Source organism: Centipeda flueggei ATCC 43531 (assembly GCF_000160695.1).
GTDB lineage: Bacteria > Bacillota > Negativicutes > Selenomonadales > Selenomonadaceae > Centipeda > Centipeda flueggei.
In genome coordinates this window covers 1,119,635-1,137,536 of the sequence record NZ_GG694006.1, presented here as the reverse complement: position 1 = coordinate 1,137,536, position 17,902 = coordinate 1,119,635, and the positions used below count along the sequence as shown (strand labels likewise).

General features: G+C 45.2%; 21 protein-coding genes. All 21 read right to left on the bottom strand.

Going from position 1 to position 17,902, the window contains the following annotated elements; genetic code table 11:
* Nucleotides 1-142 precede the first annotated feature (142 nt).
* The gene (locus HMPREF0908_RS05380) at nt 143-982 is read right to left on the bottom strand and encodes a PD-(D/E)XK nuclease family transposase (protein ID WP_006690442.1); all 840 of its coding nucleotides are present in this window, start codon (nt 980-982) and stop codon (nt 143-145) included.
* Between the two features lie 57 nt (nt 983-1,039).
* The gene (locus tag HMPREF0908_RS05375) at nt 1,040-2,173 is read right to left on the bottom strand and encodes a tyrosine-type recombinase/integrase (RefSeq protein ID WP_006690441.1); all 1,134 of its coding nucleotides are present in this window, start codon (nt 2,171-2,173) and stop codon (nt 1,040-1,042) included.
* A gap of 136 nt (nt 2,174-2,309) precedes the next feature.
* A complete protein-coding gene (locus HMPREF0908_RS05370; protein ID WP_006690440.1) occupies nt 2,310-2,495 on the bottom strand; it encodes a helix-turn-helix domain-containing protein in 186 nt (61 codons plus the stop codon).
* Nucleotides 2,485-3,099 carry a hypothetical protein gene (locus tag HMPREF0908_RS05365; protein ID WP_006690439.1) on the bottom strand — a complete coding sequence of 205 codons (615 nt, stop codon included), beginning with the start codon at nt 3,097-3,099 and terminating at the stop codon, nt 2,485-2,487. Before HMPREF0908_RS05365 ends, HMPREF0908_RS05370 begins: the two co-directional genes overlap by 11 nt.
* On the bottom strand, nt 3,096-5,024 hold the full coding sequence (locus HMPREF0908_RS05360) for a hypothetical protein (RefSeq protein ID WP_156778199.1): 1,929 nt from the start codon (nt 5,022-5,024) through the stop codon (nt 3,096-3,098). Before HMPREF0908_RS05360 ends, HMPREF0908_RS05365 begins: the two co-directional genes overlap by 4 nt.
* A complete protein-coding gene (locus HMPREF0908_RS05355; protein ID WP_040572444.1) occupies nt 5,017-5,337 on the bottom strand; it encodes a hypothetical protein in 321 nt (106 codons plus the stop codon). The genes HMPREF0908_RS05360 and HMPREF0908_RS05355 overlap by 8 nt, the downstream gene beginning before the upstream one ends.
* Before the next feature lie 169 nt (nt 5,338-5,506).
* Nucleotides 5,507-7,189 (bottom strand): hypothetical protein, encoded by a 1,683-nt coding sequence (locus HMPREF0908_RS05350; protein WP_006690436.1) that lies wholly within the window; start codon nt 7,187-7,189, stop codon nt 5,507-5,509.
* 83 nt (nt 7,190-7,272) lie between these two features.
* A complete protein-coding gene (locus tag HMPREF0908_RS05345; RefSeq protein WP_040572443.1) occupies nt 7,273-7,890 on the bottom strand; it encodes an ERF family protein in 618 nt (205 codons plus the stop codon).
* 14 nt (nt 7,891-7,904) lie between these two features.
* Nucleotides 7,905-8,369, bottom strand: a complete 465-nt coding sequence (locus tag HMPREF0908_RS05340; RefSeq protein ID WP_006690434.1) for a siphovirus Gp157 family protein — start codon at nt 8,367-8,369, stop codon at nt 7,905-7,907.
* Between the two features lie 14 nt (nt 8,370-8,383).
* Nucleotides 8,384-8,704, bottom strand: coding sequence for a hypothetical protein (locus HMPREF0908_RS05335; protein ID WP_040572442.1), 321 nt, complete (start codon nt 8,702-8,704; stop codon nt 8,384-8,386).
* A 58-nt stretch (nt 8,705-8,762) separates the two neighbouring features.
* On the bottom strand, nt 8,763-9,860 hold the full coding sequence (locus tag HMPREF0908_RS05330) for a DUF932 domain-containing protein (protein WP_006690432.1): 1,098 nt from the start codon (nt 9,858-9,860) through the stop codon (nt 8,763-8,765).
* A 68-nt stretch (nt 9,861-9,928) separates the two neighbouring features.
* Nucleotides 9,929-10,366 (bottom strand): hypothetical protein, encoded by a 438-nt coding sequence (locus HMPREF0908_RS05325; RefSeq protein ID WP_006690431.1) that lies wholly within the window; start codon nt 10,364-10,366, stop codon nt 9,929-9,931.
* 112 nt (nt 10,367-10,478) lie between these two features.
* Nucleotides 10,479-10,865 (bottom strand): hypothetical protein, encoded by a 387-nt coding sequence (locus tag HMPREF0908_RS05320; protein ID WP_006690430.1) that lies wholly within the window; start codon nt 10,863-10,865, stop codon nt 10,479-10,481.
* A gap of 3 nt (nt 10,866-10,868) precedes the next feature.
* Nucleotides 10,869-11,231 carry a hypothetical protein gene (locus tag HMPREF0908_RS05315; RefSeq protein WP_006690429.1) on the bottom strand — a complete coding sequence of 121 codons (363 nt, stop codon included), beginning with the start codon at nt 11,229-11,231 and terminating at the stop codon, nt 10,869-10,871.
* A gap of 32 nt (nt 11,232-11,263) precedes the next feature.
* Nucleotides 11,264-11,596, bottom strand: coding sequence for a hypothetical protein (locus HMPREF0908_RS05310; protein ID WP_006690428.1), 333 nt, complete (start codon nt 11,594-11,596; stop codon nt 11,264-11,266).
* A gap of 47 nt (nt 11,597-11,643) precedes the next feature.
* Entirely contained in the window at nt 11,644-12,168 is a 525-nt protein-coding gene (locus HMPREF0908_RS05305) for a hypothetical protein (RefSeq protein ID WP_006690427.1), read from the bottom strand.
* Nucleotides 12,169-12,181: 13 nt separating this feature from the next.
* Entirely contained in the window at nt 12,182-14,596 is a 2,415-nt protein-coding gene (locus HMPREF0908_RS05300; protein WP_040572441.1) for a leucine-rich repeat domain-containing protein, read from the bottom strand.
* A 70-nt stretch (nt 14,597-14,666) separates the two neighbouring features.
* Complete coding sequence (locus HMPREF0908_RS05295) at nt 14,667-15,200, bottom strand: lecithin retinol acyltransferase family protein (protein WP_006690425.1); 534 nt, start codon at nt 15,198-15,200, stop codon at nt 14,667-14,669.
* Nucleotides 15,197-15,517: a helix-turn-helix domain-containing protein gene (locus HMPREF0908_RS05290; protein WP_006690424.1), complete on the bottom strand. Its 321-nt coding sequence runs from the start codon at nt 15,515-15,517 to the stop codon at nt 15,197-15,199. The genes HMPREF0908_RS05295 and HMPREF0908_RS05290 overlap by 4 nt, the downstream gene beginning before the upstream one ends.
* 918 nt (nt 15,518-16,435) lie before the next feature.
* Nucleotides 16,436-16,684, bottom strand: coding sequence for a hypothetical protein (locus HMPREF0908_RS05285; RefSeq protein ID WP_006690423.1), 249 nt, complete (start codon nt 16,682-16,684; stop codon nt 16,436-16,438).
* 105 nt (nt 16,685-16,789) lie between these two features.
* Complete coding sequence (gene serC / locus HMPREF0908_RS05280; RefSeq protein WP_040572440.1) at nt 16,790-17,875, bottom strand: 3-phosphoserine/phosphohydroxythreonine transaminase; 1,086 nt, start codon at nt 17,873-17,875, stop codon at nt 16,790-16,792.
* Nucleotides 17,876-17,902: the final 27 nt, after the last annotated feature.

Sequence of the window (17,902 nt, the reverse complement as noted above, 5' to 3'; positions counted from 1 at the left end):
TCATTTTTGCAGAATATCCATGTCTATGGGGCTATCCATACCATGTTATTTGCATGGACAGGGCGGACAAGGGGACAATGACTAAGCGGACGGTGCATCACTTTTTGAAGAAGTATACGAGAAAAGTGATGCAGACTTCTCCTTAGAGGAGCGCCAGATACTTCGGTTGATCGGCCTTGGCAATCTTCAGCGCATCCATTGCAGCTTCGGCGGTGATGCCTAGGCTTGAAATGAGGTTCTTGATGCTTTTTATACGTTCTGTTTCTGCACCGCGAATTTCACCACGAACCTCGCCGCGAACTTCGCCAATAGCAATACCGTCGTTGTAGATTTCTTCCATTACCTTGCACATAGCTGCAACCCCCTTTTCGTCTTCTTTGAAAAAGCGTACGCGTTCGGCGAGCACGTCGCTGTACATATCATTCGGATCACTGCAAAAGAAGTCGTGCATAAGACGTCCGAGCGGGCTTTCGCTCTGACATTCCCCGTTGACGTAGAGAATGTGTGCACCGTCGTCGAATACCTCCTCGGTGTCCTCGAATGTTCTTCGCACCTTGTAGAGCGGTTTTCCTCGCTTCCATATGTCATGCTCGGTGATAAAGATGACGTAGGTCTCCGGCAGGTCGGGGAAGAGTGTTCCCTTGCTGACCTCGCGAGAATCAATCATGCTGCTGTTGAATCTCGCACGACGGGGAATTGCACCCTCGTCGCTGCGCTGAATCTCCACATCGTAGATGTTCTCGCCATCCGTCGCTAGTGCGTCGAATCGTACGGAACGACCGTAGAGATTTGGCACACTCTGCTGCGTAATGACCTCTGTCACACGCAGACGGTCATTGCCCAGCACAGCACGAAGCACGACCTCCATACAGGGAATATTCCCGTCAAAGCAGCTGTTAAAGAACGTGTCATCCATCAATCGAAGCTGCTTGATCTTCTCAAGGTAGCGATTTTTCTTTTGGTCGAGTTCGATGATACTCACCTCAAATCAAATGATCTACTTATATTTTATAGGGATTTTATCCTTTTTGCAAGATTGTCATTTCTCTTGCGTGCCAAAAACGTAATCGCCGATTTTCCCGGCAGCTTCTTCCTTTGTCTTTTGCATGACGTGTGTATAAAGATCGGCTGTAATGGCAATCGAGCTGTGTCCAAGGATTTCGGAAGCTGTTTTCATGGCAACGCCGGATTGCAGCATCAGCGAAGCGCATGAATGGCGTAAATCGTGAAAACGGATGGTACGCATATTGTGGCGTGCCAAGAAATCCTTGAATGCTTTTGTGAAATTGCCGGGGCGGATCGGCGATCCATTCCCACGGCATAGAACAAGATCGTGCTCGTCGTATGCATTGCCGAGCCATTCCTTATGTTGGTCTAGTTCCTCCTTTCGCCGCTTCAATATGGCGAAAACCTCAGCGGGGGCGTGTATGGTGCGAATGCTTTCAGTACTCTTAGGCGTGGAGAAATGTATTTTGTGATGAATTTCTATCACCTGCTCATCAATGGTGATGGATTGGCTGTCAAAGTCAATTTTCGACCATTTGAGACCAAGGCATTCACCGCGCCGTAGACCGCATATTGCCGCGAGTGCGATTGCTGCTTGCCAAAAACTGTTTTCAGCAGCTGCTGCCTCCAATAAAGAACGAATTTCCTCTGCACTGTATGCAGATGCCTTAAACTTCTTTGCCTTTGGGATATTTGTTACACTGAGCAAAGGATTCTTGACCAGCAAGCCTTTCTGTACGGCATGTCCAAGAGCTTCGTTCAAAACACGGTGGATGTAGAGTACGGATTTTGCTGAGAGACCGCCTTTGCCATCTGCACGTCCCTGCTGCAACAATGTTGCATAAAATTCGTCAATCTGCATTGGTGTGATCGCCTTGATGTCGCAGCCACCAGCCCAAGGAATGAGGCGTTTCTTCACGATTGCTTCATATTGGGCATATGTACTGGCTTTGACATTTACCTTGGCATAGCTGCTGAGCCATGTGTTCAAATAAGTGGATAGGGTGAGTTTTTCTGGAGTGAGGAAAACACCTTCCTGCTGTGCTTTGTTGATTTGAAGCAGAAACTCCTCGGCATCTATACGACGGAGGAAGCCTCTCTTTTTCTTGCGGACGATCTGTCCTGTTGCAGGGTCGCGATAGTTGTAGCGGACATCGTAGACCTTCATCTCCGTTCGGAGCTTTCCATTTGCATCACGTGCATTTTTTCGTGTGCGAGTTTCTATTGTTCCTTGCATTTTCGTGAATCCTTTCAATAGACAGGGAGCAACATGGACGTTGCTCCCTGTGAGTAGAAGAAGGGTGTTAGGTATGAAGTCCCTCGTTTAAGAACCGCTCGACGCAGATTTTCGGAATGCGATACTCGCGTCCCATCTTGATTGCGCCAATCTTTTTGTTGTGGACAAGCCCGTACGCCTTATTTCGTCCAATGCGAAGAATTTCTGCAACTTCACGGACGGTATAGGTGGCGGGGATGATGTTATTCGACATGAGCGACTCCTCCTTCGGATGCGGTCAGTTGCCACTGTGGACGTGGATGAGGTAATTGTTGAGGAACGATTGACAGGCACCCTTTGAATTTTTCAGCGAAATCAACCGGGATGATTGTATCAAGAGGAAGGTTTTGGAGGCATGGAAGACCTCCAGTGATGTAGGGGGCGAATGCCAGGAGGTGCTGCAATAATACCCAGTTTAGAGCATTTTGCGCAGCTTGTACGCTTGGCTCTTCCGTTACAATCGAATCAGGGTGTTGTGCAAGAAAATCGATGACATTTACAGTGCTTGTCAGGATGGCAATGACATCGTATGATCTCGCTGAAAAGACACGCCAACATGGAGGCTGCATCAGCGGAACACCTGAAGTAAAATGGAATCCTGCCGCTTGCCAATCCTCAAATCGTGGGAGGGCGGGGAGTACCCATGGATTGCGTTCCCATGACTTCCATGCATAGTTTTTGCAGGCTGTGACATAGGCGTGCTCAATGGTCTCGCACGTCGATATTTGAATGCCGACCTCCTGACTGATGACATCCACAATCTCCTCATGAGAATTGAAAGCGGAAAAACCGCGATGAAATTCGACGAGATACATCATAATTCTTGCTCCTCTATATACTTCTGGACGGCGTTCATTCGCAGAACAAGCATCCGTTGACGCTTTCCTTTTTTTGCACGAATGAGATATTCATTTCCGGTTGAACCTTCTCCTTTGAGCTTTCCTTTGGAAAGGCCAAGGTGTAATAGTTGCTCTTTAATTGTGGCTTCTTTGCTCATCCACGGTTCGCCAATGCGTTGATAGTAGGCATGGACTAGGTTAAAGGCGCAATCCCATCGAACCCATAACAAGTCGTTTCCTGCTTCTCTGAAACCGATGAAATTGTCTTCGTTTCCCACATAGCAATCTTCACTGTCTGCTACTTTGCTGTTTTGTGACATATCCACGACCTCTGAGAGTGCAATCAAGAAACGCAGTTCCGGCTTTTGACAGCGGGCTTCTTGGCTGTTATGCGTAACCCCTATCCGAATGCTGTCGTCGAATTGTTGCCATAGATTTTCGGGGAGCGTAACCCCGCAGAAAGCACTGAATCTCGAAAGGACATCTTTTGCGATACGGAGCAGGACAGCTGCGTCAATGTAACGTTTATCGCGATACGAACGAGCATAACTCTCGCGATAATCGTTTTGTAGCTGACCATATGCTGCTGTGATTTCATGCCCATGTTCCGTGAGATACTGAACGAACAAGGCAAAATAGCAGCGCAGTATTTCCGAGTCTTCTTGAAAAATACGTAGGGCTTCGCCTGAAAAGGTGTGCTCGTCTATCGGAATTTCTATCACGCGCAGCATACTGGATGCGCCCAATGAGAGCTTTTCCTCTCCTGTCATAATGACCGCGGAGCGAACTGATTTTCGCACAGCTTTTGAGAAATCGCGTACATTCATTTTTTCAGGGAGAATGCCATCTCCTACAGAGCGAATGACAAACTCAGCATTGTCTTCGGAACTCCGACTGTCCCGTACGCTTGAATTGGAATAATCATCCACGCAAATACACGTATCTCGAAGATTCGAGAGTACCGCGGCAATACTGGCACGTGTCGATGTCATTCGCGTTGTTGCGTGAGCGCGATCATGATCGAACACATTGGACAGTTCACGTACCACGGAGGTTTTCAAAGAGCCTGTTCTTCCTTTTACGTAGAGAACGAACATCGAAACAGCAGAGCTTCGCTTCATCCAATACAGCATGTACCCGAGATGAGCATAAAGCCATATCAGGCAAATCTGCCATTGATTTTTTCCAGCGGATAGGAAACACAAACCCCTCTGGAAAATCTCGTCATAACGCATGGTTGCTACAGCGGGGATGTCCATAGATGCACAATGCTCGCTACATCCCTTCCAGTAGGAGATCACTCCGTTTATCTCCATCCACCCCGAGGGCTCAACATCAATACGTCGCTCCATATGTGCGCGGCTTTTGTTGAAAGTGTCGGTTAAGTACGCTTCCATGGCGGTTGCATTGGCATCTGCGAAGAAAATGCCAGGAAAGTTTTTTCGGAGGATAGGGTATGCCTGTTTGTATTTTTCTACGGGAATCTCCATTGTTTTAACTTCCCCATGCCAATCGCGGCAACTGATCTCCAAAATGTAGGAATCTTTGTGTGTACCATCATCGACCCAGCGTTCTTTGAGGGCAATGACATGGATTGTCGCAGATGAAATTAACTGGTTTTCGCCGTTCTTATCCGCAGCGGTATAGAGTCCCTTATCGGAAGCAACATAGGTTGTCCCTTGAAACAGGTGAGGAGTCGTTGCCGTGGGAGCGTTCATCACCGTGAACCAAAGCCCTGCAGCAGGGTTATATTCTGCATGACAGGCAGGGAGCGTGCGCCAAGGGGAATACCCTGAGTTTACGGATAATGGTGCCAATGGCTGCGAACATGGAGCTGTTATGGATGGAGGTACGCCGTCTTTTAGTGTTCCCCATACAGCGGGTACTATATTTTGTTTAAGCATAAACGCGATCTCCTTTACTTTGAGTATTGTCGTTACCGACAAGCTGCGTGAAGGTTTTTACCTGTGTCTCCAAGATGTCCCATTGTGCTTGTGTCACATGTTCACCTGACCGAATCTGGCACAGGAGTGTGTGAAGTGCTGCAAGTTCCTCCTGCATAGCACGTGGAACAATCCATATAGGCTTCGCGAGCTTTAATCGCAGGTATAGTAATCGACTCAGCGAAATACCGGCCTCATCGCTCTTGAAGCGATAATTTTGCAACATATCCGTGGGCATCGAGATCGATACCCGTCGCCATTTTTCTTTTGTCATTGATGACAGCTCCTTTTTACTTTGATTTTGTTCCCCAGCTGGTGATCATAGAGTAACTCTTTTCACGAATTTTTTTTAGGGACGAATTTTTTCCAGTTTTGTCCTTGCCAAATTTCCGCATAGAAAAGCCCAGCCACGAGAAAGTGACTGGGCTTTTGATGTAGCTATACTAGGCTGAATATCGGGCTATGATTCGTTGGAGATCATTTTCAGGTAAGATTTGAGCGACAAATTCATTTAGTGAAGGAGATTTATTGTCTTGATAAGTTAGTCGAGGAAAGTAGTTTTCCCAAACTTCCAATATCATGTGTTGCATCTTGCACATTTCTAATTGAGTAACGGCAGTTCTCATATCCCAGAAGGAAATTATTCGATCTTGAAGCCATAAACTTGCAATGAGATAGGATTCATCAGATAATACGGTATCATTTCCTTCGAGGTGCTTTTTATGCATTTTTTTCAACAGCATATTAATTTTTAGTGGTTTTTGATGATTCTTGGTATAACCACTCGAAAGTGGAATATCAATCTTGTCTCGGTAAACAGTTTCATAAAACTTAATGATGTATAAAATATCTTTTGAGGAGAAACTGCTCGATTTATTGATGTTAAGCTTTTTGATAAAAGTATAGAGAAACTGATAGTTTTCCATGTGCCATGATATAGTTTCCTCATCTAGTAATTTGGTGATTTCTGATTTCTTTTCATGCATATATGAGAAAAATACAGCGTCATCTTCAATAATCTCACAAGGCAACAGTGTTGCCTTATCATAGAAATCACTACTTACTGTTGGATAGTATGCATTTGAGGATTCCATTAGTAATAAATGGTCGTTTATTCCGGATAAAATAAAATGCATGTATGCATAATATGGTATGGCATTTGGATCTTCTAAGTGATTATAAGCGATGTGATGCTTCAGTGGAATGGTACTTATATTATGGGTAATTGTCCGATAGAGTTCGTGGCAAATACTTCGTTTCATTGCACAAGAGACTTTGCCCTTTATATGTTGGATAATATAGTCGATAGATTTATACGAGATCGACTGTAAAAAACTTTGTAGAGCATCTACATATTGTTCCATATGGACGATCTGGTGTAATGGAGTCATGGTGGATGCATAGCACTCTCGTAAGATTACCCTACTTTTGATGAATTTAACAGCATCAGTATAATTTGTACGCAGTAGGGGATTGAATTTCACTAGAGAGGGGTGCTGTATACAAAGAAGAGATATGACCTTCTTTTCTTTCGTGCAATCATAAAGGATTTTTATAAGGCGAATGACCTCATACTTCCATCTGTCTGTTTGTTTATCATTGTATTTAATGCCGAAAAAATTCGGTAGATAGGAACCGTATATTCGCTTAATGCATTGCTTTTCCGAGTCTTCGATCTCCTCTTGTGTGCTCTTTCCTGTTGTGAGGAAAATATAATCGTAAATAGAAATACGGGCGCTTCTAGGAAAGGAAATATTCGCAAAATCCTCATAGTATGTATCATAGTCATATTTCGTAACTTCTTTGATGCGATGAGATGGTAACATTTGGTTAAACTTGAGCCAATAGAGTGTTACAAACTCGTCAATATCGTTTGTTGACAGATTTTTTGCGGGTTTTCCATATTCATATCGTACGATGCTAAATAATCTGTGAAGTGTCACAATAAAATGGTCAAACAAGGTGTTTTCATTGAAAGAATCGAATTCTAGCTCTGCTTCTACATCACTAAGCAGAGCTTCAATGGCATCATCAACGGGGTCTACTTCTATTTCATAAACATCTTCAGTGGATTCATCAACAAACGCTCGTAGAGGTTTTTGAGGACTATGAGTATAGTTATCCATACGATTATCTCCGTGTATTCACTTTAACAAGGATTCCCATGAAAGGAAAATGCATAATTCCTTTCATGGGAAAATTTTATCTATTAGGCGGTTGCCGCAGCTTGCTTCTGACAATCCATGCACAACGGGCGTCCATATCGCTGCATCGAGAAGGTTGCCACACGATCTGTCAGCTTTTCGCCACACTCGTGGCAGGCGTGAACCTGTCCTTTCGCTTTTGACTTCTGTTGGAATGCCCTGCTTGTTGATGTAGCGGACAGGACGGACGAAGCGGACGAACTCTCGTCTATCCGCTGGTCGGCTTCTGGGTCGTCGCCTGTAGAAATGGCGAAACTGAGAAGATATGCATATTTGATCGCGGCAGTCTGCGCCTTCATCACTGCCTTGTCCCCACTGTCCTGTCCGCTACCCATGCCCGAAATCTCAAGAGATTCTCCAGAATCCGCATCAACGAGCTTGATTGTGATCTTGACAGTCGCGATGTGCTCTGTGCTGCCCTTTGCGGTCGTAACTTCATGTAGATCAACCACCTCGGGAACGGTAATGCTGGCAATGCCGTGTTTGACGAAGGCTGCATTGACCATCTCCAGGACATCAGCGCAGGTCGCGTATTTGTACTTATGGAACGTATTCACTCCATTCTTCGTGATATACCGACATTCCTGCATAACTGCGATAAGTTTTTTCGCTAATTTTTGCATGGCAAAATCTCCATTCACTTGATTTGAATATTTTCTTTTTCGCGCAGATAAATACCAGGAAAAATACATCCTTGTTTCAGGGCGTCCTTCAGTCCTTGCTTGTCCACCTTGTCCGGCATGGGGATAAGATATGCCTCTGGTATGGCTGCCCCCTCGTCGATCTGCACCTGATGTGACTTACGCCAACCAACCGAAAACTCCCTATCCTGAATCTTCTCCCCGTGGAGGCAGTCGGACAAATACTGTTTAAGGCTGTCCGCCTTGTTCTTTGCCGCCGTCTTGCGCGCAGCAAAGGTCTTTTCCTCCTCTTCGTAGGCACGCGCATCGGCGAGCAGGTTCTTAATCCAACAGGCAATGTTGCGGATTTTCTTCCGCCGTTCCATCTGAAGCCCATGCAGCCGCTCTACATCAATGATTTCACCCGTCTTCAGGTCAATGCAGGAAAGAATATCCTCCTGAATTTCATACAATGCACTCATATTTCCACTCCCGCCTATGCAACAGGACGAATCTCATCAAGATAAACGACCTGCTCACACTTTGCGCCTTCACGCGCACTAGTCTGAATTTCCTTCGGAAAATCAAGCGCTAAACCGCCCGCGATATTGCCGTAGGCAACGTCCTCCATGCGGAGTTCCTTCACAATATTACGCAACCCCTTCGACAAGACAAGCGTCTGCATAGGGCTAAGGGTCAATACCGTACGGTCACAGCCCGTTCCATTTGTCAGGCTCAGTACAATCGAACCTGACGATGTATAGACCTCCCCGCTCAGATCTGAGAACGCCAAGCAGAAATGATGATAATGTGACATAAAATCCTCCATTCATAAAAATGGCACCGCCCCACAAAGAGGACGGTGCTTATCTATCCTATGCCCGCGCCAATCGCTTTCGCAGAGGCGTGACGTTATGTTCCTGCATGGCAATGCGCTGCGGTACTGGCAGGGCTAAGAGTTCTCCTCCGATACGCTCCAGTTCCGTAGCGCGTTCATAGCTGTCCGCCAGCTTGCTCGCTGCCGTTACCGCATTGATGAGACCATAGCGGCTGTTGTCTCCTCCCATAAAGAACTGCCGCAGGACATCGCCGCGTTCATTTTGCGTGAGGAGAAAGCGATCTGCCAGCTCCTCGACCGCCTGTACAGGATTATCCGCAAGTGGAATCTCCATCGCTTCACGCATCTTGTCTACGGTTACATGGAATTTTGCGGCATCCACGGCACAACGTACGGTGTCTTGTACCTTCATAAAGAATGTCTTGTCATCCTGCGCTAGTGTTTCATCGGAGTACAGTTCATAGGCGGTATCGTCCTCTGCTGCGACCTGCCGCCCGACATGATACTTCTTCTGTGCGAAGTCCTTGACGATCAGCCCATTCTTGCAGACAAGGCGATAGATCAGCGGCTCGACCTTCAGACTGCCAAGCCCGACCTCGCTGTTGGACACGACAAAGCCCGCCTGCACAACATCACCAACGCCGACCTCGGCTTTCAGCTTCTTGTTGACCACCTTCAGATAGAGGTGTGATTCCGTGACCTCACAGCTCATAATCGCTGCGTCCTTCATCTCCTGAATCACGGGCAACACCGCCGTGCAGAGTTCCAGATTATCCAGACGGCGATAGCGGTCGGAGAGGAATGCACGCACATTGCCATCCAGCACACGAATCATCCGACGCTCGGGTGACTGTCGAAACCATCCGTTGACATTCTCATCGAGGAGCGTCGGATATTCCCTCTGCATTTTCTGATAGTAGCGGTAGGGGATTTGCAGACGCGCAGCGATCTGCTGATGAGCGGTCTCACCAATCGTATACTCCTGCGTGTCATCGCCAAGAGCGATGAGGAAACGTCCACCAGCAACGGACGAATCCATCGCGAGCGACCTCGTATCTGAGATAAAATCCTTCCGGGCCTCGCGCTGACGTGTCAGCTCCTGCCCGAGTTCCTGTAATGTATGACCTTGCTTCATGTTGTATACCTCCTATAAAGACAGAAAATCCCCCATAGCCGCGTGGCTATGGGGGAGCACAACAACTTTTATTTTACTCTTTTGTCATTTTTTTGATATTCTTCGTCATCATCATATTCCTCATCGTCGTATTCATCATCTGCCCCTTCATCGTCATATTCCTCATCATCCTCGTCTTCATCGTAGTTATCGCTATCTTCAGAATCAGTAGGGGCTACTGCTTGTGATTCTTTATCACTCTGCTTTTTCCCCATTATCATGAGCCCGACCAAGACAGCAGCAATTCCTCCAAATATAATCCAATGGTCTATGATAAACTCAAATACGCTCGCCAACACCCCTATCAAAATAACTGCTAAGAATATCCCTGCAATGAAAAAGGTCGCAAATACAGACAGGCAGCCCTTCGCCTCTGCCTCCGGTCCTGTGGATATGACCGTATGCGTTTTATACCAGTATGCCGTTCCAAGAACAGCTACTACTAGCGCAAAAATGGCTATTATCATTTCTCTCTACCTCTTCTCTTAAAACAACCTTTATATTTGCTCGTATGGGGGGGCACCAGCCTTAGCTATACGCAGTTGTGGGATATCTCAGCCCCTCCGAGCTATTTACTTGCTACCAAGTGACATTTTTATATTCGTCCGTCACTTCTTCGGTCATAATGTATTTGAGTATCGCATTCACGATGGGCTTTGCATCGTAGTAAGATGGGCGATCTCCAAACGTTTCATATTCCCACCCGTTCGCCGTGCGTGTGAATCGATACGTCAGCGGTCCATTATGCGAACTTGGAAATGTGCATACAACACCACCTGCGTTACCATCGTACCAACGCGAAGTTGTATCAGCCATAACGCCAACACCCTTGCCTTGATAGATGCAGATCGTAGCAGCATCTGCACTGGTCGGAGCACCTGCAATCACAACTGCAACCAACAGCGCAAACATGATTGAGAGTACATTTTTCCCTTTGAACATTGAAACCGCCATATCCTTTTTCATCGATCAAGAAAACCCATATCCGTAGACACGTTTCCATACATTACGGAAAATCACGCCATAAGGAGCTTCTTCACCCCATACGGGATATTTACGCCAGTGATATTCACCGTTGGAGAGAATACCAACCCGAACAAAAGGCTGGTTGTTCACATACTCTCCTCGCCATTGATACCACGCTGTATCAGCCCCGCTGCCCGTGAACTGGACAACACGGAACTCAAGCCGATCTCGGTCAATCACATAAAGGCTATGCTCATCATACGAAATTGTAGGCCCTCGATACGAAAGGTCCACTGCCTCTGCCGTGTGGTAGATGTTGAATGCCAATGCGAACATCAGCATTGACATTGCCATGATCTTTTTCATCTTTCTCCCTCCATATAAGCAATGTGTTGTCCCTACAAGTAGTTTTGACAGATATCAAATACCGCCTTCGTGGGCACAACTTGATAAATGAATCCATTCCCACAGACAGAACTTGTAAATTTCCAGTCCCACTTATCCTTGTAGACCTGCATCAACGTGTACGTTTTGCTATTTGTTTCGTTGACATAAACGGCAAAACCGCCCTTTGTGTGGGTAATGGATGATGTATCAACATAGACACATATCCCTTTCCCACTATACGCATAGACAGCGGCTGCGTCTGCGACGGATGCGGTACTGGGTGCAGTTCCTCCCAACAGGAAGACTACGGTAGCAAGCATGATTATGGACAATACTTTCTTCATTCATAGCCTCCCTTATTTACAATGACTACCTGTATATCCATCCTCTTTTATGGATTGATCAGTAGGATTTCATCTGGTTTTGTGCTAACAACATAAACATAATTTTTTGTAGTTTTTACTGATAACTTTGCCACACTAAAACGTGCTCTTCCAATCTTGCCTTGAAGCTCTTTGCTTTCATAAAATACGAGTTTTTCACATACAAAGAACTCATCTATCACACGATTTATCTCTTTTAGCATTTCCTCATCGGCTTGTTCAATTTCTCTTTTGTCGTTAGGTAAGAAATCGTCCAGTTCAGAAAACTCTCCTCCTTTCGAGGCAATTTCTATATGCTCAACACGATCTCCCAACTGAGGATCAAAAGTGACTCCTACAGTGACATCATCACTATAAATCAAGCTGCGTGCTAGATATCGCTGATCTTGCCGAAGTTCCTTTTTATATGTCTTTTCAAATGTTGCCCGATCATCTCCTAACTTTGCTTCATCGCTAAAATCCCCACAGCCTATAGAAAACAGGGGGATTACGACCAAAACTACAATGGAAATGATGTGCCGTACATAACCCATAATACGCCTCCCTTCAGAAGAATAGCCATTTTATGATTAGAACTACTACAACTATCCAAAACAAACAGCCAAGATAGTCTGCCGTTCCAAATTCCCCTTTTGACTCTTTCCTGTTATGTACGGCTACATTTACTTTTTCCTCCTGCAACTCTTTAGCCTGTTCAAACTCATATTTGATGGCGCGCTCATCTTCATCTATATTCAGATCATTGTCTTTACAATATTGATATGCATAGGTTCCTGGCTTGCATACAAAGCGGATTTTCCCTCCTTTAAATCCACATTCGTGTTTAGAATCGCCATATACATATCTTTCTCTCGTATCAAAGTCCACAGAATATATTTCCTGTAAACTTTCTGGCAGCACGACCATTTCCACAGACGTGAAGTCAACAAAGTCCGAGGCCAGTGAAACAGTACCTTCGGGAACATATACTTTTTTTAGCCCGTGGCAAAAGGCAAATACACCTTCGCCAATATCCTTTATAGTATTTGGCAATACAATATCTTTGAGTGCTGGACAGCTTGCAAAGGCATAACCTTCAATTTTTTCGACTCCAGGAATAAAGAGTACTTTTTTCAAATTTTCGCAACCACTAAACGCCTCTCTACCGATCTCCTTTATATTGCTCGGTATTGTAACCTCATGCAAAATGAGATTGTCGGCGAATGCTTTATTGTCAATTCGAGTGAAGCCATCACCGATAACAACACAACTTCGATTGCTTATAGCTTGTTTATTTGTAAGAAGTCCTGGAACGGTATATAGATACTCTCCTTTACAGTATTCAGACATTGCGCTTCCTGGACTGCATAATACCTTAATGCTAGTCTTGCCAAATATTTTCTCTCCGATTTCCGTTACACTATTCGGTACTGAGATTTCTTTAAGATTTGGACAGTTTTCAAAAGCACCTTTTTCAATAGATACGAGGCCATCCGGCAACTCTACATGCTCCAAGTCTTTGCAATCTGCAAATGCCTGCATGCCGATCGTCTTCAATGTAGAGGGAAACTTTACACTTTTAACAGCCGAACCAGCAAATGCAGCATCGAGGACGCTTTCTGTCCCATCTTCAAAAACTACATTTTTCAACGAGGAACATTCTGCAAAAGCTCCACGTCTTATTACTTGAATATTACTCGGGATAGTAAGTTCTTTTATCTCAGGATTTCTAAAATATTCATAAGAGTCCACCTCATCTTCTTGAAATATAAGCGTTTGTTTTTCTATACTTTTATTTGCTGCTTTTTCTACAGCTTTAATGTAAGACAGCATGCCTTCGAGACCAAATAAAATATATTGATCGCGTAATAGACCCATTGCCTTTATCATACGCTCTGTAAAGGCAACTTGTAGCTTGATTTGCTGGATTTCCATATCTTTAAACGCGAGCACTGGAGCAGATGTTCCAAGCAATACATCACGGATATCGACAACAATAGCACCAAAGCTACGAAACGCTCTTGATTGGAGAACATCTCCGTTATCTTCATCCAGCTTGAATTCTTTCGCAATCGCTCCTAGTAAAAGTCTTTTCTTTTCACTATGGACGAAATCATATAAGTTGAAGAATTTAGCCATTTCTTCTAACTGGTAGTTTATATCCCCCAATCGCACAAAATACGCAGTATATATATTAGAATCAAACGGGTTCAACAACAATGCACTAACAAGAGCATCTTCTACATTGGGCTTCTCGATATTTCCTTTTTTTATATTCTCTAGTATGAGCGCGGCTTTCTCTATATTGTTATCCTCAAAAGGCTTTATTCCAACAACAAGCAAAAGTTCTTGCTTAATGATGTTTGCAGCAACCGCAAAGCCAAACTGCAAGGTATATAGTGTTTCTTTGGCTTGATATAATACATCCTTATTTTTGCTAGCTTCTGCATCTGATTGATTGTTTCCAAACATATTAACAAAATCATATGCTGCACTAGTAAGCATATTTATAGCACCCGCCTGAAGCATTCCCTTTGCAGCACCTGTCAAACCAAAGCCGCCTCCGACAAGGCGCATACGCATTTCTTTTCGGAGTTCTCTCTCTCCTTTTTCTGCAGCTGCTTTGCTCTCTATCTGGATATACACATTATCTACTGTGGAAAAACATTGCGACCATGTATCCATGGCAGAAGATTGAAAGTCATTTGCATTTAATATCCTTTCAGCGTTAATACCATAAATGCCATATCTACTACAGATTTTTATTGCTTGTTCAGCAACCTTTTCTAATGCATCTTCACCAATATTTAAAAATTGGTTATGTACGGATTCAATATTTTCCAGCTTCTTATAGCTGTTTTTCAATTCAGTTATTAGAGGTCTTGAGAACTCATCCATCTCCTTACTGATTTCCATATATTCCTTTATGGAATCATCAAATGTGAGCCTGTAATTTCCAAGCGCGAAACTAATTCCTTCCATGACCTTCATCTCCTATATTGATAGACGTTTATATTGAATATCTTCCAGATGGAGGACTGCTCCATCATCATTAAACAACGTATTTAGGAAAGCCCTTATAATTCTCTAGTAGCGTTTTCACTTGCCATGATTCAGATATATTCGTTTTACACCATATTGCAAAGTGCTCACAGTTATTGTTTACGAGATCATATTCCCGTTCCCCCAATCTGCTATATGCTCTTTCTACTGTTTCCTCGGGTGTAAATAAGTGATATTCAAGAGTCTTAAATATATCCAGCAAATCGTTTCCGATTGGAATACAAGAAAATGGTTGATTATATCGTTTTTTAGGAGCTTTATGCCGCTTGGAAAATTGACAAATAAAATACTCAGTTGCACCATCTAGAAAATCTTGAAACGATGCTTCTCGAACGCATATATCATCATCAAAATATCCATTAGCACCTGCGTAATGAATTACCGCATTCTCACCGACATAAACGGCATAATGTTGATAGAGAATCCTATCCACGCCTACAATATCGCCTCTTTGAAGCTCTGTTTGCGAGACTTCACCCTTATCTGATAAAATATCCTCAATTGTATCAATCAACCAATTCATTGTTTATTTTCTCCTTGGAACTTATTTTGCCTATGAGCGCGACTGTATTCCTGTTGATATGGATCTCCCCACATAGCTTTTTCGTGTTCATCAAATGTGACGAACATCGAGACATCAACACCAAGACCTTCAGCAATATCCAAGAGCATGGATATCGATATATTTTTATTATATTTTCCGCGTTCAATACGGCTTAACACACTTGAACTTATGCCGATCTTCTCTGCTAAAACAACTTGATGCAGCCCTCTCAGGGTTCTATAATAGGCAATTTTTGCGCCAATTTGTTTGAATACGATTGCTTTTCGATCATCCATCCTCTCACCACCTTGATTCCTTTGTTTATTTTAATTATCTCATTTTTTATATCTTGTATTTTTCTAAATAAGGTGTTTATCTACCTAAATAAGAAAATGCCTGTAACCAAACGTCCCGAGAACTTTTTGCCTACGCGTGGGATTTATATTCATATATATGATATATGGTTGTGGAAACGAATTATTACATATTCTTATTGGTGCTTCATGGATATATGCCATGTGAATGTCCTCAAACATAAATAGCCCCGCAGGATAATCCTGCGAGGCATTATAGACTTGTATATGGCTTAAGAGATATTAAAAGTGGCTGCTTTTGTCCTGCTGTCCGTTCTGTCCAGTAGGAAGAATATGGGCGGTTGAAAGAGTATGTGTATAAAGTAGACAAATCTCCCAAGAATAGGTTCACCTGATCAAAACGAGAAAAGTGTACTCATGGAAAATTTGGGCACATTTTGGGCACACGCTCCATAAAAACAGCTGAATTTAGCTGGGATTTACAGGGAATATCCATTGAAGAAAATGCCTATAAATCCAGTAATATCAAGGCTTCTTGGAGGCTCTTGACAATAGCAAAAACGAGGGCTAGAAAACTCGAAATCAAGTGTGGTGATGAGCCACCGTGGGTTCGAATCCCACCCTCTCTGCCATTGAAAAATAAGGCTTCGTGGAGATTTCCACGAAGCCTTTTCTGTGTCCATTTTTGAGTGAAAAACACGATTTTGGTCACACGAGATTTTGAACGTGGATTTTGGCTTGCGTGAAACGATGGCTGCAACATAAAAAACGGGGATGCCGTACAGCAGCATCCTCACTTTCCCTTGTGCATCACTTTTTGAAGAAGCATATGTTGGAAGTGGTGCCGCACAATGTGAAAAAGCACTTGCTGAAAAGCAAGTGCTTTTATCGTGGAGTTATTTATTTTCTGCGTGCAGGATACTTTTCAAAATAGGCCTTCTGATACTTGCTGAACCGCCATCCCGCATATACGATGAAGACTGATCCGATGAGGGCGAACGCAAGAAGCGGCGGCGTTGATATGACGGTCCTCAGCACCTCAAGCACACCGCCGACAGCTGCGAAAATGAGGCAGAAGATCAGCAGCAGGATACAGAGGATAAAACGAAATACGGAGTCCAATACATCAAGCACGTCGACCATCTCCATAACACGATTGATATAAACAGCATATCACATGAAAGGGCGGCATGCCTAATTTTTATCTGCGGCAACAGCACGATTATTGCGGTCGTGCTGTTGTCATGTAGATCATCAGTGCTTCTTGCGGAATTCGTTCATAAACGCCGCGAGTGCCTCGACGCCCGCGAGGGGCATGGCGTTGTAGATGGAGGCGCGCATGCCGCCGACGCTGCGGTGTCCCTTGACACCGCCGAGGCTGTGTTCCTTCGCTTCAGCGACGAATGCCTTTTCGAGTTCCTCGGTCGGCAGGCGGAAGGTGACGTTCATGCGCGAGCGGCTGCCCTTGTCGGCATGCCCGCGGTAGAATCCGTCGGAGCTGTCGATGGCGTCGTAGAGGAGCGCCGCCTTCTTTGCGTTTGCCTCGCCCATGGCGGCGAGGCCGCCGCGCTCTTTGATCCAGCGGGCGACTTTGCCGACGATGTAGATGGCAAAGACGGGCGGGGTGTTGTAGAGGGAGTCGTTCTTCTGGAAGGTGCTGTAGCGCAGCATGGTCGGCAGCTCGGCAGGGGTGTTCGCGAGGAGCTCCTTTTTCGCGATGTTCAGCACGACGCCGGCGGGGCCGAGGTTCTTCTGCACGCCTGCATAGATGAAGTCGTAGGAGGAGAAGTCCCACGGGCGCGAGAGCATGTCGGACGACATGTCGGCAAAGAGGGGAACGCCGTTTGTCTGCGGCGTGTAGTGGTACTCTGTGCCGTAGATGGTGTTGTTGAGGCAAATGTGGAGGTATGCCGCGCCCGGCGCGATGTTCAGCTCGTCCTGACGCGGGACGCGGACGTAGTTTTCCTCCTTGGTGGAGGCGGCGACGGTGCCGACGCCGAGTTTGACTGCCTCCTCGTATGCCTTCTGGGAGAAGGAGCCGGAGAGGGCGTAGCTGCCGGGGCGCGATTCGGCGGCGAAGTTCAGCGGGATGAGGGCAAAGGTCTGGCTGGCACCACCGGCGGTAAAGATGATGTCATAGTCGTCGCCGAGGCCCATCAGTTCTTTGATGTCTGCCTTTGCCTGCTGGTGTACTTCGTCGTAGGCAGGGGCGCGGTGGCTGATCTCGAGGATGGACATGCCTGTGCCGTGGAAGTTGAGCAGCTCGCTCTGGACTTCTTTCAGGACGTCCTCGGGCAGGACGGCGGGGCCGGGGTTAAAGTTATAGATGCGTTCGTTCATTTTGTGTCTCCCTCTATATCCTATCAT